This window comes from Yinghuangia soli, assembly GCF_021502675.1.
GTDB classification, from domain to species: domain Bacteria; phylum Actinomycetota; class Actinomycetes; order Streptomycetales; family Streptomycetaceae; genus Yinghuangia; species Yinghuangia soli.
The window spans coordinates 171956-191368 of the sequence record NZ_JAKFHA010000016.1; the positions used below are offsets into that span (position 1 = coordinate 171956).

The window sequence follows — 19413 nt, forward strand, 5'->3', positions numbered from 1 at the left end:
CGGGCTGCTAGCCCACAGCCCCTTCCATCTGCAGCTCGATCAGGCGGTTCAGCTCGAGGGCGTACTCCATCGGCAGCTCGCGCGCGATGGGCTCGACGAACCCACGCACGATCATCGCCATGGCCTCGTCCTCGGTCATGCCGCGGCTCATGAGGTAGAACAGCTGGTCCTCGGAGACCTTGGAGACGGTCGCCTCGTGGCCCATCGACACGTCGTCCTCGCGCACGTCCACGTACGGGTACGTGTCGGAGCGGGAGATGGTGTCGACCAGGAGCGCGTCGCACTTGACCGACGAGGTCGAGCCCTTCGCGCCGTCCTCGATCTGCACGAGGCCGCGGTACGAGGTCCGCCCGCCGCCGCGCGCCACCGACTTGGACACGATGTTCGACGACGTGTTCGGCGCGCAGTGCACCATCTTCGAACCGGCGTCCTGGTGCTGGCCCTCGCCCGCGAAGGCGATCGACAGCGTCTCGCCCTTGGCGTGCTCGCCGAGCAGCCAGACGGCCGGGTACTTCATGGTGACCTTGGAACCGATGTTGCCGTCGATCCACTCCATGGTCGCGCCCTCGTGGGCCACGGCCCGCTTGGTGACCAGGTTGTACACGTTGTTCGACCAGTTCTGGATGGTCGTGTACCGCACGCGCGCGTTCTTCTTGACGATGATCTCGACGACCGCGGAGTGCAGCGAGTCCGAGGAGTAGATCGGCGCGGTGCAGCCCTCGACGTAGTGCACGTACGAGTCCTCGTCCGCGATGATCAGCGTCCGCTCGAACTGGCCCATGTTCTCGGTGTTGATCCGGAAGTAGGCCTGCAGCGGGATCTCGACGTGCACGCCCTTCGGCACGTAGATGAACGAGCCGCCGGACCACACCGCGGTGTTCAGCGCGGCGAACTTGTTGTCGCCGACCGGGATCACCGAGCCGAAGTACTCCTGGAAGATCTCCGGGTGCTCGCGCAGGCCGGTGTCGGTGTCCAGGAAGATGACGCCCTGCTCCTCCAGGTCCTCGCGGATCTGGTGGTAGACGACCTCGGACTCGTACTGCGCGGCGACGCCGGCCACCAGGCGCTGCTTCTCCGCCTCGGGGATGCCGAGCTTGTCGTACGTGTTCTTGATGTCCTCGGGCAGCTCTTCCCAGGAAGCGGCCTGCTTCTCGGTGGAGCGCACGAAGTACTTGATGTTGTCGAAGTCGATGCCCGAGAGGTCGGAGCCCCAGGTCGGCATGGGCTTCTTGTCGAAGAGGCGCAGGCCCTTGAGGCGGAGCTTCAGCATCCACTCGGGCTCGTTCTTCTTCGCCGAGATGTCCCGGACGACCTCCTCGGACAGGCCGCGGCGCGCGTTGGCGCCGGCCACGTCCTTGTCGGCCCAGCCGTACTCGTACGTGCCCAGTCCCTCGAGCTCGGGGCGAGCTTCGGTGGTCATGCGGGGTTCCTCCCGGTGACGTTCTTCGGTACATGCGTGGTGCAGACGCCGTCGCCATGGGCGAGCGTCGCCAGCCGCTGGACGTGGGTGCCGAGGAGTCGCGCGAACACCTCGGTCTCGGCCTCGCACAGCTGCGGGAAACGCTCGGCGACGTGCGCCACCGGGCAGTGGTGCTGGCAGAGCTGCTCTCCGCCGGGAGTCTGCCGCGCATTCGCGGCGTACCCATCGGCGGACAGCGCCTCGGCCAGCGCCTCGGCCCGTTTGTCCTCCGGTGCCTTTTCGACGACCGGAAGGTACTTCGTCTCCAACGCGGCGACCCGCGAGCGTGCGAACGCCATCACGGCGTCCTCGCCCGCGACCTCCGCGAGGAAGTGCAGGGCATCGGCGGCCAGGACGTCGTACTCCTGGTGGAACGACCCGCGCCCGGCGTCCGTCAGTGCGAACACCTTCGCGGGGCGGCCGCGCCCGCGGTGACCGTACACCCGCTGCTCGCGCGCCTCGATCACGCCTTCGGTGAGCAGGGCGTCCAGATGGCGACGCACCGCAGCCGCGGTGAGGTCGAGCCGCTCGGCAAGATCGGCGGCGGTCGACGGCCCATGCACGAGGATCGACCGGGCCACCTTGTTGCGGGTGCCCGCGTGCGCGTCGTTCTCGGGCGCGTTCGAACCCGTGGCGGCTGCCCGCCCCGGACCTCCCGCGTCCTCGCGCACGTATTTCACAACGCCATTGTTGCGTTATTGGTTGCACAAGGCGAATCCGCCCCGCGTGCAGTGAGTCACTTAGGCCTGCCTAACAGGCATCTGACCTGGTTTGATGTCAGAAAGTAGTCGATCTGTCACGACTCGGCAAAGCCCGGCGGCCGCCCTCTCTGCCGCGCTACCTAAACTGATCCGCCATGGGATCCCCGCAGGCGGCCGTCGAGATTGTCGGGCTGGTCAAGAAGTACGGCGCCAAGACCGCCGTCGACGGGCTCGATCTGCGGGTCGACGCCGGGACGGTGACCGCGGTCCTCGGACCGAACGGGGCCGGCAAGACGTCGACCATCGAGGTGTGCGAGGGGTACCGGCGCGCCGACGGGGGATCGGTGCGGGTGCTCGGGCTCGACCCGGCGGCCGACGGGGAGCGGCTGCGGCCGCGGATCGGCGTCATGCTGCAGTCCGGCGGCGTCTACGCGGGGGCCCGCGCCGAGGAGATGCTGCGGCACGTCGCCAAGCTGCACGCGCACCCCTTGGACGTGCCGATGCTGATCGAGCGCCTCGGGCTGGAGAGCTGCGGGCGCACCACGTACCGGCGGCTGTCCGGCGGGCAGCAGCAGCGGCTGGCCCTGGCGCTGGCCGTGGTCGGCCGCCCCGAACTGGTCTTCCTCGACGAGCCGACCGCCGGCCTCGACCCGCAGGCCCGGCATGCGACCTGGGACCTGATCCGGGACCTGCGCGAGGACGGCGTGACCGTCGTCCTGACCACCCACTTGATGGACGAGGCCGAGAAGCTCTCCGACGACGTGCACATCGTCGACCGCGGCCGCGTCATCGCCTCCGGCTCGCCCGAGGCCCTCTGCCGGGACGGCGCGGAGAACTCCCTGCGCTTCGCCGGCCCGCCCGGCCTCGACCTGACCGCGATGGTCGCGGCCCTGCCGGTCGGCGCCAAGGCCTTCGAAGTAGCCCGCGGCGCCTACCGCGTCGAGGGCGACATCGACCCCCAGCTGCTCGCCACCGTCACCGCCTGGTGCGCCCAGCACGGCGTCATGCCGGAGAAACTGACCGTCGAACGCCGCACCCTCGAAGACGTCTTCCTCGAACTGACCGGACGGGAGCTGCGCGCATGACCGCGACGGGCACCTTCGCCCCGAAGCCGGGCGCCGCGCCGCTCGGCCGCATGATCGCGGCCCAGACCGCGCTCGAGACCAAGATGCTGCTCCGCAACGGCGAGCAGCTCCTCCTGACCATCGTCATCCCGACGCTCCTCCTGGTCCTCTTCAGCACGGTCGACGTCGTCGACGTCGGCGAACTGGCCCCCGGCCAGGACCGCGTCGACTTCCTGGCCCCCGGCCTCCTCGCCCTCGCCGTCCTCTCCACCGCCTTCACCGGCCAGGCCATCGCGACCGGCTTCGAACGCCGCTACGGCGTCCTCAAGCGCCTCGGCGCGACGCCGCTGCCGCGCTGGGGCCTCATGCTCGCCAAGACCGGCTGCGTCCTGATCGTCGAGGCCCTCCAGATCGCCCTGCTGACCGCCATCGCCTTCGCCCTCGGCTGGTCCCCGCACGGCAACCCGTTCGCCGTGGTCCTCCTCCTGGTCCTCGGCACCGCCGCCTTCTCCGGCCTGGGCCTCCTGATGGCCGGCACCCTCCGCGCCGAGGCCACCCTGGCCGCCGCCAACCTCGTCTTCATCCTGCTGCTGGTCTGCGGCGGCGTCATCGTCCCCCTCGACAAGTTCCCCGCCGGCATCGCCGCCGTCCTCGAACTCACCCCCATCGCCGCCCTCTCCGACGGCCTCCGCGACGTCCTCCAACACGGCACCACGATGCCGTGGACCGACGCGGGCATCCTCGCGATCTGGTCCGTCGTGGGCCTGGCTGCAGCAGCCAAGTTCTTCCGCTGGGAGTGACGGCGCGGAAGGAATGACCCGCGGAGGGGCGGCCCTGGACGTCGGGTGGTCACCAGGGTCAGAAGTCGGTGCACGCAGCGCTGGCAAAGGCGCCCGACGCGGTCGCTGTTTTCGGCTGTCCGTCGTCCACGGTTACGGAGCATTCGACCGACCCGCCAGCAGCGCCGATCGTCACGACCAGGGAGCCGCCGCGACTGAACCCCTTGGCGTCCATCTCCTTGGTCCACGGAAGTTGGGTCACGGTGTCCTGGCTGGTCGAGGTGTCGCCGTCGTTCCAGGTGGTGTACGTGACCGTCACCGATCGGGCGTCTCCGGTGACCTGGTACTTGACCTTCACGGTCTTGGACGCCTCATTGGAGACCCCGGCGATGATGGCGACGCAACCGCCCGCAAAAAGGATCGCGACGACCAGCACGACCCAGGGCCACTTTCGCCGCTTCTTCTGCGGCGGCCCGTACCCCGCTGGGCCGCCCGGGCCCCCGGGGTAGCCGCCAGGGGGCTGCTGGTAGGGCTGCTGCGGCTGACCACCCCACCGCGGTTCGTTGGGATCCTGGGGAAAACCGGGTGTATTGCTCATAACCTCAGAATCCGGAGGCTCGCCGGGCACGGCCACTGCTCCCGGCGGTGGTTGGGCCGTCCGGGTGGGGGAGCTCAGTTGGTGGGCCAGCAACGGTCCAGGGGCCGCGTACTTCGTGAAGGGATTCACAACGTACGCTTTGCGTCATGAGTTCGCCGTCCGCCGTGTCGCCGCTTGCCCGCCGGGTGTTTCTGGCCAATCTGTGTGCCCAGATCGGGATTGTGATCACGGGCGGGCTGGTTCGGCTCACCGGGTCGGGGCTGGGGTGCGATACGTGGCCGCGGTGCAACGACGAGCAGTGGACGCCGCACGGCAAGAGCGACATCTACGCGTTCATCGAGTTCGGTAATCGCATGCTGACGTATGTGGTCGGCGCGATTGCCGTGGCGGCGATCGTGGTGGCGTGGAAGCACCGGCCGGTGCGCAAGGAGATCCGGTACCTGGCCGCGTTCCAGTTGTTCGCGGTGGTCGGGCAGGCCCTTCTGGGCGGCATCACCGTGCTGACGGACCTTCACCCGGCCGCGGTCGCGGCGCACTTGCTGCTCTCGATGTTCATGATCGGGTCTGCCGTCGCGCTGTACGAGCGGTCGGGGGAGGGCGACGGCCCTGCGCGGCCGCTGGCCCGGAAGGAGATCCGGGTCTTCGGGGCCTGGACGGTCGCGGTGCTGGCCGCGCTGCTGGTGGTCGGGACCGTGGTGACCGGGTCGGGGCCGCACGCGGGTGACGAAGAGGCCCGGCGCTTTGATGTGAACGTGGACCAGATGGCGTGGCTGCACGCGGATCTGGCCTTCTTGCTGCTGGGTGCGGCCATCGCGCTGGCCCTGGCGCTGCGGGTGACGGATGCGCCGATCGGTGCGCAGAAGCGGGTGTGGTGGCTGCTGGCGGTGCTCGTGCCGCAGGGCCTCATCGGCTACACGCAGTACTTCAACGGGCTGCCCGAATGGCAGGTCTCGCTGCACATGTTCGGTGCGTGCCTGGTGGTCGTGGCGACCACGCGGATCCTGTTCGGCCTGCGCGAGCGCGGCGAGGTCGGAGAGCCGGTTGCCGAGGTGCCCGCACCGGCTGACGAGCCGGAGCCGGCCGCGACGCGGTACTGACGTACCGACAAGATCACGATCGGCCGAAGCCCGGCCTTTTCGTTCATATGCACGGTCTAACCTGCGGCCATGACCGACGTGCCCGAGGCCGCTGCCGACGCTCCTGAGGACGAACCCCCGGCCGGCCGCGGTACCGGCCGCCTGGAGCGGGTGATCGCGCTGCGGGTCCGCGAGTACCGCCGCAGCGCCGGTCTGTCGGTCGCGGACATGGCGGTCAGGGTGGGCATTTCCAAGGCGATGCTCTCGAAGATCGAGAACGCCCAGACCTCGTGCAGCCTGGCGACGCTGGAGCGGTTGGCGGACGGGCTGGAAGTGCCGGTCACCGCGCTTTTCCGGGGGATCGACTCGGACCGCGAGGCGGTGTACGTGGCGGCCGGGCACGGTGCCCAGATAGTTCGGCGGGGTACGCGGGTCGGGCACGACTACCGGTTGCTGGGTTCGCTGCGCGGTCCGCGCAAGCGGCTCGAAGCGGTGCTGGTGACGCTGACCGAATCCAGCGAGGTCTTCCCGCTGTTCCAGCACCCGGGCATCGAACTGCTCTACATGCTCGAAGGCGAGATGGTCTACGGGCACGGTGATGCGCGGTACACGATGCGCCCGGGGGATGCCCTGCAGTTCGACGGAGAGGGGCCGCACGGCCCTGAGGAGCTCGTCGGGCTGCCGATCCGCTTCCTGTCGGTGACGTCGCTGGACGAGGTCCAGGAGTAAGTCCGGATCAGGATCACGCCGGGAATGGGCGTCTCGGACGCTCGTCTGCAGCAGACGCGACGAGGCCCGGGGCCGCGGACGACGAATAGTCTGCGGTCCCGGGCCTCGCGTTTGCTCGGTGCTGTTCTTGAGGGGCTCAGGCGTTCGCCGGGCCGCCGATCTGGATGCCGGCCATGCGGCTCCACTCGTACTGCCCGGTCTTGACGCGCAGCGCGACGTCGTTGGGGAACTCCTCGTGCAGCGTCAGACCGGCGGCCTCGACGGCCTTCTTCGCGGTCTCCGGGTCGCGGGCGACCTGGTCGCCCCACTGGCCGTCGGCGCCCACGAGCACGATGCGGGTGGCCTCGCGGCCGACGTACTCGACGACCGCGTCGGTCTGCGTATTGCCGTCCACCGCGTGGCGCTTGGCGAAGCGCGTGAGGTTGCGGGCCAGCCGGCGGACCTGGCGGTCCGTCTTCGGCTCGGCGGCCGGGGCGGCCGGGACCTCGGGAGTCTCCGTGGCAGTCATGCTCACACCTCGCTCGGCGTTCGTGTGCTCGTCGCGCTCGGCGGCAGGGCCGATGCGCTCGATCTTGCGCGGAATGCTACCCACGGGTCGTTCGGATGGCGCCGTGGGGATGGTCACAACACGTCGCTGCCCGGTCGGAATGCGACCGGGCAGCAAGCGAAAGACAAGAGAAGCAGTACAGAAGGAGTGCTCAGCCGAAGATGACCGGGTCGACCGCGACCGCCACGAACAGCAGTGTCAGGTACGTGATCGACCAGTGGAACAGCCGCATCTCCTTCAGCTTCCCGCCGGTGGCCTCGGCCTTCGCGCGGGACTGCAGGCCGTGCGCCTCGTACAGCCACGCCGCGCCGAGTACAACCGCGGCAGCCGGGTAGAGCCAACCGGTGTCGGCAGCAGGCCACAGCAGCAAGGAGGTGGCGACCATGACCCAGCTGTAGATCACGATCTGCTTGGCGACGACCTTGTTGGACGCCACGACCGGCAGCATCGGCACACCCGCGTTGGCGTAGTCGTCCTTGCACTTCATGGACAGCGGCCAGTAGTGCGGCGGGGTCCAGAAGAAGATGACCATGAACAGCACGAACGGAGCCCAGGCCAGCGAGTTGGTGACCGCGGTCCACCCGATGAGCACCTGCATGCAGCCCGCGATGCCGCCCCACACGATGTTCTGCGGCGTCCGGCGCTTCAGCAGCATCGTGTAGACCACGACGTAGTAGAAGATCGCCAGCACCGACAGGGCCGCGGACAGCGGGTTCACCAGGACCCAGAACCACACGGTCGAGATCACCCCGAGCGCGCCGGCGAACGCCAGGCACTCCTTGGGGGAGACCATCCCGGTGACCAGCGGGCGCCGCTCGGTGCGGTGCATCAGCCGGTCGATGTCCCGGTCCAGGTACATGTTGAAGGCGTTCGCACTGCCCGCCGACAGATAGCCGCCGAAGCACACGACCAACACCAACGTGAGGTCGGGCATCCCCTTCGCGGCCAGGAACATCACCGGGATCGTGCTGATCAACAGCAGTTCGATGATGCGCGGTTTCGTGAGGGCCACGAACGCGAGGACCCGGGCCGCCGGCGGACGACTGCCGCGGGTCGGCCCCGCGAGCCCGGCCGGTCGGGATTCGACGGCTGTCACGAACACCCCATCAGCAGCGGATTGGAACTACCGGGAAACTGTAGTCCCTCGCCCGGCACCGAACGGCGCGGGGGGCATGTCCGCGCGGCGCACGCCGCCGGTCCGCCACCCGGGCGGCTCCTCCGCCGCGAGACCGGGGGCCGCCCCCGGTAGGCTCGACAGCGTGCCGTCTACGCCGAGCGGGCGAGTGTCCGACATTTCGGCGATCAACCGGAGAGAACCGGAAGGAGCCCTGACAAGGGTGAGCACCATGCCGACCAACGACAGCAGCGCGCTGGAGTGGACCGACCTCGACAAGCGTGCAGTGGACACGGCGCGTGTCCTCGCAATGGATGCCGTGCAGAAGGTCGGCAACGGCCACCCGGGTACGGCGATGAGCCTGGCGCCCGCGGCGTACCTGATCTGGCAGAAGCTCCTCAAGCACGACCCGGTCGACCCCGACTGGGCGGGCCGCGACCGCTTCGTGCTGTCCCCGGGCCACACCAGCCTGACGCTCTACACGCAGCTGTTCCTGTCCGGCTACGGCCTGACGCTGGACGACCTCAAGTCGTTCCGCACCTGGGGCAGCCGCACCCCGGGCCACCCCGAGCACGGCCACACCGCCGGCGTCGAGACCACCACCGGCCCGCTGGGCCAGGGCCTCGCGAACGCGGTCGGCATGGCGATGGCGGCCCGCTACGAGCGCGGCCTGTTCGACCCCGAAGCGGCAGCCGGCACCTCGCCGTTCGACCACCACATCTGGGCCATCGTCTCGGACGGCGACCTGGAGGAGGGCATCTCGGCGGAGGCCAGCTCGCTGGCCGGCCACCAGAAGCTCGGCAACCTCATCGCGCTGTACGACGACAACCACATCTCGATCGAGGGCGACACCGAGACCGCGTTCAGCGAGGACGTCCTCAAGCGCTACGAGGCGTACGGCTGGCACACCCTGCGCATCGAGCCGCTGCCGAACGGCGACATCGACGTCGACGCGCTGTACGCCGCGCTCCTCGCGGGCAAGGCCGAGACCGAGCGCCCGACGATGATCGCGATGCGCACCACCATCGCGTGGCCCGCGCCGAACGCGCAGAACACCGCCAAGTCGCATGGCTCGGCGCTCGGTGCCGACGAGGTCGCGGCCACCAAGAAGATCCTCGGCTTCGACCCCGAGCAGAGCTTCGAGGTCGCCGACGACGTCCTCGCGCACGCCCGCCTCGTGGTGGACCGCGGCCGCGCCGCGCGCACCGCCTGGGACGAGCAGCTCGGCGCCTGGCGCACCGCCAATCCGGAGCGCGCCGCGACCCTGGCGCGCGTCGCCAAGCGGCAGCTCCCGGACGGCTGGGAGAAGGCCCTCCCGGACTTCGAGACCGGCAAGGCGATGGCCACCCGCAAGGCGTCCGGCAAGGTCCTGGAGGCCCTCGGCGCGGTCATCCCCGAGCTCTGGGGCGGCAGCGCCGACCTGGCCGAGTCGAACAACACCACGATCGACGAGTCCAGCTCCTTCCTGCCCGCGGGCAACCCGCTGAAGTCGGCCGACCCGTACGGCCGCACGATCCACTTCGGCATCCGCGAGCACGCCATGGGCTCGACCATGAACGGCATCGCGCTGCACGGCGGCACCCGCGTGTACGGCGGCACCTTCCTGGTGTTCTCCGACTACATGCGCCCGGCCGTCCGCCTCGCCGCGCTGATGAAGCTCCCGGTCACCTACGTGTGGACGCACGACTCGATCGGCCTCGGCGAGGACGGCCCCACCCATCAGCCGATCGAGCACATCGCCGCGCTGCGCGCCATCCCCGGCCTGGACGTCGTCCGCCCCGCGGACGCCAACGAGGTCGCCGTGGCGTGGCGCACGATCCTGTCGCACACCGACCGCCCGGCCGGCATCCTGCTCACCCGCCAGGACGTCCCGACCTTCGAGCGCGACGACCACAACTCGGCCGAGGGCACCGCCAAGGGCGGCTACATCCTCGCCGAGGCGTCCGCCGGACTGCCGCAGGTCATCCTGATCGGCACCGGCTCCGAGGTGCAGCTCGCCGTGCAGGCGCGCGAGACCCTGGAGGCCGAGGGCATCAAGACGCGCGTCGTCTCGATGCCGTCCCGCGAGTGGTTCGACGCGCAGGACCAGGCGTACCGCGAGCAGGTGCTGCCGCCGAACGTGAAGGCCCGCGTCTCGGTCGAGGCCGGCATCGCGCTCGGCTGGCGGGAGATCGTCGGCGACGCCGGCAAGATCGTCTCGCTGGAGCACTTCGGCGCGTCCGCCGACTTCAAGACGCTGTACGCGGAGTTCGGCATCACCGCCGACGCCGTGGTCACCGCCGCGCGGGAATCCCTGCGCGCCGCGGGCGCTTAAGCACCACTGGGGAGCGGGGCGCACGACGGGGACGTGCACCCCGCTCCTTCCCCGGGGCCACGAACCGCGTTGCCGGACAACCAAGAACCGATAGAGGAGCGAAAGTCATGACGGACAACCTCCGTCGCCTCTCCGCCGAAGGTGTGGCGATCTGGCTCGACGACCTGAGCCGGGCCCGCCTGGACTCGGGCAACCTGGCCGAACTCGTGCGCGACAAGGAGATCGTCGGCGTCACCACGAACCCGGCCATCTTCCAGAAGGCCATCTCCGGCAAGGACGACTACACCGCCCAGCTCCGCGACCTCGCGGTGCGCGAGGTGACGGTCGACGAGGCCGTGCGCATGATCACCACGCAGGACGTGCGCCGCGCGTGCGACGTGCTCAAGCCGGTCTTCGACAAGAGCAACAAGGTCGACGGCCGCGTGTCGATCGAGGTCGACCCGCGCCTCGCGCACAAGACCGCGCCGACCGTCGCCGAGGCCCGCCAGCTGTGGTGGCTCGTCGACCGCGAGAACCTGCTCATCAAGATCCCCGCGACGAAGGCGGGTCTGCCCGCGATCTCCGCGGTGATCGGCGAGGGCATCAGCGTCAACGTCACGCTGATCTTCTCGCTGGAGCGCTACAAGGCCGTCATGGACGCCTACCTGACCGGTCTGGAGACCGCGAAGGCGGCGGGCATCGACCTGTCCACCATCGAGTCGGTGGCGTCCTTCTTCGTGTCCCGGGTGGACACCGAGATCGACGCGCGCCTGGACAAGATCGGCTCGGACGCGGCCAAGGCCGCGCGCGGCAAGGCCGGCCTGGCCAACGCCCGCCTGGCGTACGAGGCGTACGAAGAGGTCATCGCCTCGGACCGCTGGAAGGCGCTGGCCGCCGCGGGCGCCAACCCGCAGCGCCCGCTGTGGGCCTCGACCGGCGTCAAGGACCCGGCGTACAAGGACACGCTGTACGTGGACGACCTGGTCGTGCGCGGCACCGTGAACACCATGCCGGAGGCCACCCTCGACGCGGCCGCCGACCACGGCGACATCACCGGCGACACCGTGCACGGGACGTACGACCAGTCCCGCGCCGAGCTCGCCGCGCTCGCCGACCTGGGCATCTCGTACGACGAGGTCGTGCAGCTGCTCGAGGACGAGGGCGTGGAGAAGTTCGAGACCTCGTGGAACGAACTCCTCGACTCCGTGCAGAAGGAACTGGACCGCCTGCGTCCGTGACGTATGCCTCCGCGGCGCGGTCCTGATCCCTCATCAGGACCGCGCCGAAGCCTCGGGAACAGCGCGTCCGACGTCACCCGTTCGGTCGTGATATCCCGGGGGAATCCACGCAATCAGGGCATGATTTCAGCAGACTCCAAAACCACAGGAGGGCTGACCGCCCGTGCAACACGCATTCGACGAAAGCGTGACCGCCGGCGGCGTGGACGTCACCGTTTCCGGTGACCTCGTCCGCGCCGCGGCCGTGTCCGACGCCATCGCCGCGTCGGTCACCGACAAGGTCCCCGCGCGCCTGTCCGCGTCCGACCCCACCCTCTGGGGGCCGGACGCCGAGTCCGAGGCCGCCGTCCGCCTCGGCTGGGTCGACCTCCCCTCGTCCTCCCGCGCCCTGCTCCCGCAGCTCGCCGACCTCCGCGAGCGCGTGCAGGCCGAAGGCCTCGACCACATCGTGCTGGCCGGGATGGGCGGGTCCTCGCTCGCCCCCGAGGTCGTCACCGCCACCTACGGCAAGCCCCTCACCGTGCTGGACACCACCGACGCCGACCAGGTGCGCCGCGCGCTCGGCGACCGCATCGCGCGGACCGCCGTCGTGGTCTCCAGCAAGTCCGGCGGCACCATCGAGACGGACAGCCACCGGCGCGCCTTCGAGCAGGCCTTCCGGGACGCCGGCCTGGCACCGGACCGCATCGCGGCCCGCATCATCGTGGTCACCGACCCCGGTTCGCCGCTGGAGCAGTCCGCCCGCGAGGCCGGCTACCACGTGGTGCTCGCCGACCCCAACGTCGGCGGCCGCTACTCCGCGCTCACCGCCTTCGGCCTGGTGCCCAGCGCCCTGGCCGGCGTCGACGTGGCGCAGCTCCTCGACGACGCCGCGGCACTGGCCCCGGCGCTGGCCGGCAACGAGGACAACCCCGGCCTGCTGCTCGGCGCCGCACTCGGTGCCGCCGCGGTCCAGGGCCGCGACAAGGCGGTCATCGCCGATGCCGGATCCGGCATCGCCGGCTTCGGCGACTGGGCCGAGCAGCTGATCGCCGAGTCCACCGGCAAGCAGGGCCGCGGCATCCTCCCCGTCGTGGTCGAGGGCACCGACGCGCCCGGCTACGCGGACGCGGGCGGCGACGCGGTGCGCATCGCGCTCGGCGCCGCCGACTCCGGGGCCGGCGACATCACCGTCTCGGGCCCGCTCGGTGCCCAGTTCCTGCTGTGGGAGTACGCCACCGCGGTGGCCGGCCGCATCATCGGCATCGACCCGTTCGACCAGCCGAACGTGCAGGAGTCCAAGGACAACACCGGCAAGCTGCTCGGCGTCCTGGAGTCCGAGGGCAAGCTGCCCGAGGGCGAACCGGCCTTCGTGGACGGCTCGATCGCGGTCTACGGCGATGCCGCACTGCTGAACGGCGCGGCGACCACCGAGGACGCGCTGCGCGCCCTCCTCGCCGCCGTCCCCGAGCGGGGCTACCTCGCCGTCATGGCGTACCTCGACCGGTTCGCCGACACCGGCGCCCCCGAGCTGCGCGCGCTGCTGGCCCGCGCGGCCGGCGGCCGCCAGGTCACCTTCGGCTGGGCGCCGCGCTTCCTGCACTCCACCGGGCAGTTCCACAAGGGCGGCCCGGCCGTCGGCGCCTTCCTGCAGATCACCAGCGAGGTCACCGGCGACCTGCCGGTCCCCGGACGCCCGTACTCCTTCGCGCAGCTGCAGCGCGCGCAGGCACTCGGCGACCTCGGCGCGATCACCGCCCGGAACCGCCCCCTGCTTCGCCTGCACCTGCTGGAGCCCGCCGAGGGCCTGGCCGGCGTGCTGGGCGACGCCCGAGCCCTGAGCGGAGGAGCCGCATGACGGCCCGCGTCCCGGCGGTCTGGCCCGCCAACCCGCTGCGCGACCCGCAGGACCGCCGCCTGCCGCGCATCGCCGGCCCGTCCGGCCTGGTCATCTTCGGCGTCACCGGCGACCTGAGCCGCAAGAAGCTCATGCCCGCCATCTACGACCTGGCCAACCGCGGCCTGCTGCCGCCGGGCTTCGCGCTCACCGGCTTCGCGCGCCGCGACTGGGCCGACGAGGACTTCGGCCAGGTCGTCTACGAGGCCGTCAAGGAGCACGCCCGCACCCCCTTCCGCGAGGAGGTGTGGCGCCAGCTCTCCGAGGGATTCCGTTTCGTCCAGGGCGACTTCGACGACGACGAGGCCTTCGACCAGCTGCGCCGCACCATCACCGAGCTGGACGAGAAGCAGGGCACGCACGGCAACCACGCCTTCTACCTGTCGGTGCCGCCGAAGTTCTTCCCGGTGGTCGTCGCGCAGCTCAAGAAGCACGGGCTCGCCGACCCGCCGCACCCGGACTCCTGGCGCCGCGCGGTCATCGAGAAGCCGTTCGGCCGCGACCTGCCGACCGCGGTCGAGCTCAACAAGATCGTGGACGACGTGTTCCCGCCCGAGGCGGTCTTCCGGATCGACCACTACCTCGGCAAGGAGACCGTCCAGAACATCCTGGCGCTGCGCTTCGCCAACACGATGTTCGAGCCGCTGTGGAACCGCTCGTACGTCGACCACGTGCAGATCACGATGGCCGAGGACATCGGCATCGGCGGCCGGGCCGGCTACTACGACGGCATCGGCGCGGCCCGCGACGTGATCCAGAACCACCTGCTGCAGCTGCTCGCGCTCACCGCGATGGAAGAGCCGGTGTCCTTCGACGCCGACTCGCTGGTCGCCGAGAAGCTCAAGGTGCTCAACTCCATCAAGCTGCCCGACGACCTGTCCGCGCACACCGTGCGCGCGCAGTACACCGGCGGCTGGCAGGGCGGCGAGCTGGTCTGCGGCTACCTCGAAGAGGACGGCATCTCGCCCTCGTCGCGCACCGACACGTACGCCGCGATAAAGCTGGAGATCGAGAACCGCCGCTGGGCCGGCGTCCCGTTCTACCTGCGCACCGGCAAGCGCCTGGGCCGCCGCGTCACCGAGATCGCGATCGTCTTCCAGCGCGCCCCGCACCTGCCGTTCGACGAGACCGCCACCGAGGAGCTCGGCCAGAACGCCTTGGTCATCCGCGTCCAGCCGGACGAGGGCATGACCGTGCGGTTCGGCTCCAAGGTGCCCGGCACCGCGATGGAAGTCCGGGACGTCAACATGGACTTCGCGTACGGCGAGTCCTTCACCGAGTCGAGCCCCGAGGCCTACGAGCGCCTGCTGCTCGACGTGCTGCTCGGCGACGCCCCGCTGTTCCCGCGCTGGGAAGAGGTCGAGGCCTCCTGGAAGATCCTCGACCCGATCGAGCAGTACTGGGACAAGCACGGCCGGCCGGACGAGTACGTCTCCGGCACGTGGGGTCCCGGCACCGCCGACGAAATGCTCGCACGCGACGGACGGAGCTGGCGCCGCCCATGATGATCGACCTGACCGATACGAAGTCCAGCGCGGTGAACGCGGCGCTGGTCGAGGCGCGGCACGCCATCGGCTCGCCCGCGCTCGGCATGGTGCTGACCCTCGTCATCGTCACCGACGAGAGCAACCAGTACGACTCCATGAAGGCCGCCACCGAGGCGGCCCGCGAGCACCCCTCGCGCATCCTCGTGGTGATCGGCCGCCCGGGTGCGGACATCACGCCGCGCCTGGACGCCGAGGTGCGGGTCGGCGATGTGGGCGCGGGCGAGACCGTCGTCCTGCGGCTGCACGGCGAACTGGCCGAGCACGCCGAGTCCGTGGTGCTGCCGCTCATGCTGCCGGACGCCCCCGTCGTGGTGTGGTGGCCCGGCAAGCACCCCGAGCACCCCAGCAAGGACGCGCTCGGCGTGCTCGCGCAGCGCCGCATCACCGACGCGGTGGCCGCGCCGCGGCGCCCGGACTGGCTGGAGATCCGGGCTTCGGGCTACACGCCCGGCGACACCGACCTGGCGTGGACCCGCACCACCACGTGGCGCAGCCTGCTGGCCGCGGCCCTGGACCAGCGGTACGAGCGGATCACCTCGGCGGCGGTCGAGGCCAAGGCGGGAAACCCGAGCGCCGAACTCCTCGCCCTGTGGCTGGCCGACCGGCTCGCCGTCCCGGTCGAGCGGGTCGTCTCGGCGGGCCCCGGCATCACCGCGGTGCGCCTGGTCACCGAGTCCGGCGACATCGCCATCACCCGCCCGGACGGCGTGCTGGCCACGCTGTCCACGCCCGGCCAGCCGGACCGGCACGTCGCGCTCAAGCGGCGCGAGTCGGCCGAGCTGATCGCCGAGGAACTGCGGCGCCTGGACCCGGACGACGTCTACGCCACCACGCTCGCGCACGCCGCCGAGGAGGCCCAGGCAGCGGGTGCCGCGGCCGAGGCGTCCCCGGCCGCGGTCGCGGCCGGCGAGGCGGAGACCCCGGGCGTCGCCGTGGGCGCGGTCGCGGGCGCCTCGACGATGGCCGAGTCCGCGGACGCCGTCCAGGCCCCGGCCAAGCGCGGCAGCGCCTCCGGCTCGGGAGCCGGGGCCGGGGCCCGCTCGGCGGCGAAGAAGACCGCCAAGTCGACCGCCTCGCGGTCCGCTTCGCCGCGCAAGCGCAGCGGCGGCTCGTCGTGACCGGCACGCCCGGCGTGCTCATCCACGCGGACGGCACGCTGCTGGCCCGCGCGGCGGCCGCGCGGCTCATCACGCGCCTGGTCGACGCGCAGGCCGCGCGCGGCATCGCGCACGTGGTGCTGACCGGCGGCCGCAACGGCAACGCGCTCATGCGCGAGCTGGCCGAGTCGCCCGCGCGCGACGCGGTCGACTGGGCGCATGTGCACGTGTGGTGGGGCGACGAGCGGTTCCTGCCGGCCGGCGACCCGGAGCGCAACGAGACGCAGGCCCGCGCCGAACTGCTCGACAAACTGCCGCTGAACCCGGCGTACGTGCACCCGATGCCGGCCTCGGACGGCCCGGACGGCAACGACCCGGAGGCGGCCGCGGCCCGGTACGCCGAGGAGCTCGCAGCAGCGGCCAAGGTCGAGACCGCGGGGGAGCGCGGCGGCGTGGACGTGCCGTCGTTCGACGTCGCGATGTTCGGCGTCGGCCCGGACACGCATGTGGCCTCGCTGTTCCCGGAACTGCCCGCGGTGCACGAGACCGAGCGCACGGTGGTGGCGGTACGCGGCGCCCCCAAGCCGCCGCCCACCCGCATCACGCTCACCTTCCCGGCGATCCGCACCGCGAAGGACGTGTGGCTGCTCGCCGCCGGCGAGGACAAGGCCGCGGCCGTCCGGATCGCCCTGGCAGGCAGCGGCGACAAGCAGGTCCCGGCCGCGGGCGCCTACGGCCGCCGCAACACCCTGTGGCTCCTGGACAGATCCGCAGCCGCGGAACTCCCGCCGGGACTGAACCGCATCGCCTCACCGTGAGGTGAGGACCGATCCGAAGGGCGGCACCCGGACCAGGGTGCCGCCTTCGGCATGCCGGCGTCCTAGTACTCCGCCGAACCGGGGAGGTGGACGGACACCGCGTCCAGCAGGAGGCTCAGCAGGGCCTCGAAGTGGTCGTCGCGGTAGGCGCCTCGAAGGTGCGGGGCGGCGGCGACGAGGTTCGGGTATTCGGGGGCGGCGATTTCCAGGAGTTTGCCGCTCCAGGCTGCGTCGTCCTCGGCCAGGACCGCCGCGTCCTGGCCGGCGAAGGCGGCCTCCAGGGCGGCCGAGCCGAGGGTCAGGTCGACCAAAGCCAGGTAGAAGCGGGCCGCGACGGCGGTGTCCAGGCCGGTCGAGCGCAGCGCGCCGAGGCAGATGTCGGCGAAGCGGAACGTCGCCTCGTTGGTGGTCGCCCGGGCCACCGCGAGGGTCGCCACGCGCGGGTGCGAGAGGTACGCGCGGCGGGCGGTCACCGCCGCGGCGTGCAGGGTGCTGCGCCAGTCCTCGCCCGGGACGAAGCCCTCCAGGGCGACTTCGAGGAGCCGGTCGCCCAGCGCCCGCAGCAGGGCGTCCTTGTCCGGGAAGTGCCGGTAGACCGCGGTGGGGGCGACCTCCAGTTCGGCGCCCAGGCGCCGGAAGGTCAGGGCCTCGGGGCCGTCCTCCTCGATCACCGAGATCGCGGTGTCGACCAGGAGCGTCCGGTTCAGGAAGTGCCGCCGGCCGCCCCCGGGGCCGTGCGTATCGGAGTTGACCGGGGCAGCGGCCTTCGCGGCCTTGCCGCGGTCGGCGACGGGCTTGGGCATCCCCTCATTATGGCGGTCCGATGTGATGTTGTGAACGCTGTTGACTTTTCTTTGTCAACACCGTTGACAACGTGCCGCCGCGGCGGCGACGCTGTCCCGACCGTGCCGCCGGGCCGTCCCGCGGCCGCGGTGCCCCCTGCCCCAGTCCGTTCGGGAGATCCTGTGCCGTCTGACGCCTCCACCGACCTCGCCTACCTGTCCGCGACCGAGGCGCTGGCCGCCTTCCGGACCCGCGAGCTGTCGCCGGTCGAACTGCTCACCGCCGTGCTCGACCGCGCGGAGAAGACCGAGCCGGTCGTCAACGCCGTCGTCGAGTACCTCCGCGAGGAGGCGTACGCATCGGCCCGCGAGGCCGAGCAGCGCTACCTCGGCAAGGGCTCCGGCCCGCTCCGCCCGCTCGAAGGACTGCCGGTGGCGGCCAAGGAGGAGCAGCCCATCGCCGGCCGCAGCCACCGCGAGGCCTCGCTGCTCATGGCCGACAACATCGCGGACGCCACCCACCCGGTGATCCAGCGCGTGCAGGAGGCCGGCGGCATCGTGCACATGCGCACCACCACGCCCGAGTTCTCCTCGGCCGCGTTCACCCAGTCCAAGATGTGGGGCGTCACCCGCAACCCGTGGAACCCCGAGTACTCGTGCGGTGGTTCGTCGGGCGGCTCGGGCGCCGCGCTGGCCGCGGGCTACGCGCCGCTGGCCACCGGCTCGGACATCGGCGGGTCCATCCGCATCCCGGCGTCCTTCAACGGCGTGGTCGGCTTCAAGCCGCCGTACGGCCGCGTCCCCGCGATGCCGCCGTACAACCTCGACCAGTACTGCCACGACGGCCCGATGGCCCGCACGGTCGCCGACTGCGCACTGCTGGAGAACGTCATCGCCGGCCCCTGGGCGGGCGACGTCGTCTCGCTGCGGCCCAAGCTCGTGCTCCCCGAGGCGTACGAAGGCGCCCGCGGCGTCGAAGGCCTGCGCATCGCGCTGTGCGTGACCCTCGGCAACTACCGCGTCGACGCCGAGGTCGCGGCCAACACCCGCGCCACCGCCGAGGCGCTGCGGGCCGCCGGCGCGATCGTCGAGGAGATCGAACTCGCCTGGGACCAGCCCACCATCATGCGCGCCAGCCTCGCGCACTTCGCGGGCATCTTCGGCGCCGACGCCGGAGCCGCGGTGGCCGCAGCGCCGGACCTGGTCAACCCGTACCTCGCCGCCTTCGCCGCGGACGCCGCCCGGGTCGCCGCCGAGACGTCCTTCCTCGAAGGCCTCGAACTCGAAGGCGCGATCTACGCCGAGCTCGGCCCGGTCCTGGAGCGCTTCGACGCGCTGATCTGCCCGACCACGGCCATCCCCGCGCTGTTCGCGGACGACGACTACACCTCGACCAAGGTCGTCGTGGACGGCGTCGAACTCGGCCACCACATGGACATCGCGATGACCATCCCGTTCAACATCTGCAGCCGGGTGCCCGTGCTGTCGGTGCCGTCCGGCTTCGCGTCCAACGGCGTGCCGACCGGCGTGCAGGTCGTCGGCCCGACGTACGACGACGCCGCGGTGTTCAAGGTCGCCGCGGCCGTCGAGGCCGTCCGCCCCTGGGCGTACGTGCCGGGCAGCCGCCCCGCGCTGTAGCCGGACCGGAGAGCGGCCGGCCTGCGCAGGGCAGCAGGCCGGCCGCTACTCCGCCGT

Annotated in this window: 17 protein-coding genes; 11 read left to right on the top strand and 6 right to left on the bottom strand. The window is 71.2% G+C overall.

Annotated features, from left to right (window positions below):
- Positions 1–7: 7 nt before the first annotated feature.
- Both sufB and LZ495_RS25270 read right to left on the bottom strand, forming a co-directional pair.
- The gene (sufB, locus tag LZ495_RS25265) at positions 8–1420 is read right to left on the bottom strand and encodes a Fe-S cluster assembly protein SufB (protein WP_235055166.1); all 1413 of its coding nucleotides are present in this window, start codon (positions 1418–1420) and stop codon (positions 8–10) included.
- Positions 1417–2130, bottom strand: a complete 714-nt coding sequence (locus LZ495_RS25270) for a helix-turn-helix transcriptional regulator (RefSeq protein ID WP_235055194.1) — start codon at positions 2128–2130, stop codon at positions 1417–1419. The genes sufB and LZ495_RS25270 overlap by 4 nt, the downstream gene beginning before the upstream one ends.
- 185 nt (positions 2131–2315) lie before the next feature.
- Between LZ495_RS25270 and LZ495_RS25275 the strand changes: the two genes are divergently transcribed.
- Together LZ495_RS25275 and LZ495_RS25280 are read left to right on the top strand one after the other, a co-directional pair.
- Positions 2316–3245, top strand: coding sequence for an ABC transporter ATP-binding protein (locus LZ495_RS25275; RefSeq protein ID WP_235055167.1), 930 nt, complete (start codon positions 2316–2318; stop codon positions 3243–3245).
- Entirely contained in the window at positions 3242–4024 is a 783-nt protein-coding gene (locus LZ495_RS25280) for an ABC transporter permease (RefSeq protein WP_235055168.1), read from the top strand. The genes LZ495_RS25275 and LZ495_RS25280 overlap by 4 nt, the downstream gene beginning before the upstream one ends.
- 58 nt (positions 4025–4082) lie before the next feature.
- Here LZ495_RS25280 and LZ495_RS25285 read toward each other — a convergent pair whose 3' ends face one another.
- Positions 4083–4439: a hypothetical protein gene (locus LZ495_RS25285; RefSeq protein ID WP_235055169.1), complete on the bottom strand. Its 357-nt coding sequence runs from the start codon at positions 4437–4439 to the stop codon at positions 4083–4085.
- 308 nt (positions 4440–4747) lie between these two features.
- Here LZ495_RS25285 and LZ495_RS25290 point away from each other — a divergent pair, with 308 nt between their 5' ends.
- Both LZ495_RS25290 and LZ495_RS25295 read left to right on the top strand, forming a co-directional pair.
- Positions 4748–5698, top strand: a complete 951-nt coding sequence (locus tag LZ495_RS25290) for a COX15/CtaA family protein (protein ID WP_235055170.1) — start codon at positions 4748–4750, stop codon at positions 5696–5698.
- 69 nt (positions 5699–5767) lie between these two features.
- Positions 5768–6406, top strand: a complete 639-nt coding sequence (locus tag LZ495_RS25295; protein ID WP_235055171.1) for a helix-turn-helix domain-containing protein — start codon at positions 5768–5770, stop codon at positions 6404–6406.
- 136 nt (positions 6407–6542) lie between these two features.
- On the opposite strand, the gene LZ495_RS25300 is transcribed toward LZ495_RS25295, so the two are convergent.
- Positions 6543–6914 carry a hypothetical protein gene (locus tag LZ495_RS25300; protein ID WP_235055172.1) on the bottom strand — a complete coding sequence of 124 codons (372 nt, stop codon included), beginning with the start codon at positions 6912–6914 and terminating at the stop codon, positions 6543–6545.
- A 190-nt stretch (positions 6915–7104) separates the two neighbouring features.
- Positions 7105–8049 carry a heme o synthase gene (locus LZ495_RS25305; protein WP_235055173.1) on the bottom strand — a complete coding sequence of 315 codons (945 nt, stop codon included), beginning with the start codon at positions 8047–8049 and terminating at the stop codon, positions 7105–7107.
- Positions 8050–8290: 241 nt separating this feature from the next.
- Between LZ495_RS25305 and tkt the strand changes: the two genes are divergently transcribed.
- The 6 genes from tkt to pgl all read left to right on the top strand — a co-directional run bounded on the left by tkt (position 8291) and on the right by pgl (position 16936).
- A complete protein-coding gene (tkt, locus tag LZ495_RS25310; RefSeq protein ID WP_235055174.1) occupies positions 8291–10381 on the top strand; it encodes a transketolase in 2091 nt (696 codons plus the stop codon).
- Between the two features lie 107 nt (positions 10382–10488).
- On the top strand, positions 10489–11598 hold the full coding sequence (gene tal, locus LZ495_RS25315; RefSeq protein WP_235055175.1) for a transaldolase: 1110 nt from the start codon (positions 10489–10491) through the stop codon (positions 11596–11598).
- 163 nt (positions 11599–11761) lie between these two features.
- Entirely contained in the window at positions 11762–13435 is a 1674-nt protein-coding gene (locus tag LZ495_RS25320; RefSeq protein ID WP_235055176.1) for a phosphoglucose isomerase-related protein, read from the top strand.
- Entirely contained in the window at positions 13432–14979 is a 1548-nt protein-coding gene (gene zwf, locus LZ495_RS25325; protein ID WP_235055177.1) for a glucose-6-phosphate dehydrogenase, read from the top strand. Before LZ495_RS25320 ends, zwf begins: the two co-directional genes overlap by 4 nt.
- Positions 14976–16139 carry a glucose-6-phosphate dehydrogenase assembly protein OpcA gene (opcA, locus tag LZ495_RS25330; RefSeq protein ID WP_235055178.1) on the top strand — a complete coding sequence of 388 codons (1164 nt, stop codon included), beginning with the start codon at positions 14976–14978 and terminating at the stop codon, positions 16137–16139. Before zwf ends, opcA begins: the two co-directional genes overlap by 4 nt.
- Positions 16136–16936 (top strand): 6-phosphogluconolactonase, encoded by an 801-nt coding sequence (gene pgl, locus LZ495_RS25335; protein WP_235055179.1) that lies wholly within the window; start codon positions 16136–16138, stop codon positions 16934–16936. The genes opcA and pgl overlap by 4 nt, the downstream gene beginning before the upstream one ends.
- A 62-nt stretch (positions 16937–16998) precedes the next feature.
- Here the strand turns inward: pgl and LZ495_RS25340 are convergent, their stop codons facing one another.
- Complete coding sequence (locus tag LZ495_RS25340; protein WP_235055180.1) at positions 16999–17739, bottom strand: TetR/AcrR family transcriptional regulator; 741 nt, start codon at positions 17737–17739, stop codon at positions 16999–17001.
- A gap of 162 nt (positions 17740–17901) precedes the next feature.
- Here LZ495_RS25340 and LZ495_RS25345 point away from each other — a divergent pair, with 162 nt between their 5' ends.
- Entirely contained in the window at positions 17902–19356 is a 1455-nt protein-coding gene (locus tag LZ495_RS25345) for an amidase (protein WP_235055181.1), read from the top strand.
- Positions 19357–19413 lie beyond the last annotated feature (57 nt).

Bases quoted from the DNA above. Each gene is read 5' to 3' on its own strand.
- sufB (WP_235055166.1), bottom strand. From the start codon at position 1,420: ATGACCACCGAAGCTCGCCCCGAGCTCGAGGGACTGGGCACGTACGAG.
- LZ495_RS25275 (WP_235055167.1), top strand. From the start codon at position 2,316: ATGGGATCCCCGCAGGCGGCCGTCGAGATTGTCGGGCTGGTCAAGAAG.
- LZ495_RS25280 (WP_235055168.1), top strand. From the start codon at position 3,242: ATGACCGCGACGGGCACCTTCGCCCCGAAGCCGGGCGCCGCGCCGCTC.
- LZ495_RS25290 (WP_235055170.1), top strand. From the start codon at position 4,748: ATGAGTTCGCCGTCCGCCGTGTCGCCGCTTGCCCGCCGGGTGTTTCTG.
- LZ495_RS25295 (WP_235055171.1), top strand. From the start codon at position 5,768: ATGACCGACGTGCCCGAGGCCGCTGCCGACGCTCCTGAGGACGAACCC.
- LZ495_RS25300 (WP_235055172.1), bottom strand. From the start codon at position 6,914: ATGACTGCCACGGAGACTCCCGAGGTCCCGGCCGCCCCGGCCGCCGAG.
- tal (WP_235055175.1), top strand. From the start codon at position 10,489: ATGACGGACAACCTCCGTCGCCTCTCCGCCGAAGGTGTGGCGATCTGG.
- zwf (WP_235055177.1), top strand. From the start codon at position 13,432: ATGACGGCCCGCGTCCCGGCGGTCTGGCCCGCCAACCCGCTGCGCGAC.
- opcA (WP_235055178.1), top strand. From the start codon at position 14,976: ATGATGATCGACCTGACCGATACGAAGTCCAGCGCGGTGAACGCGGCG.
- LZ495_RS25340 (WP_235055180.1), bottom strand. From the start codon at position 17,739: ATGCCCAAGCCCGTCGCCGACCGCGGCAAGGCCGCGAAGGCCGCTGCC.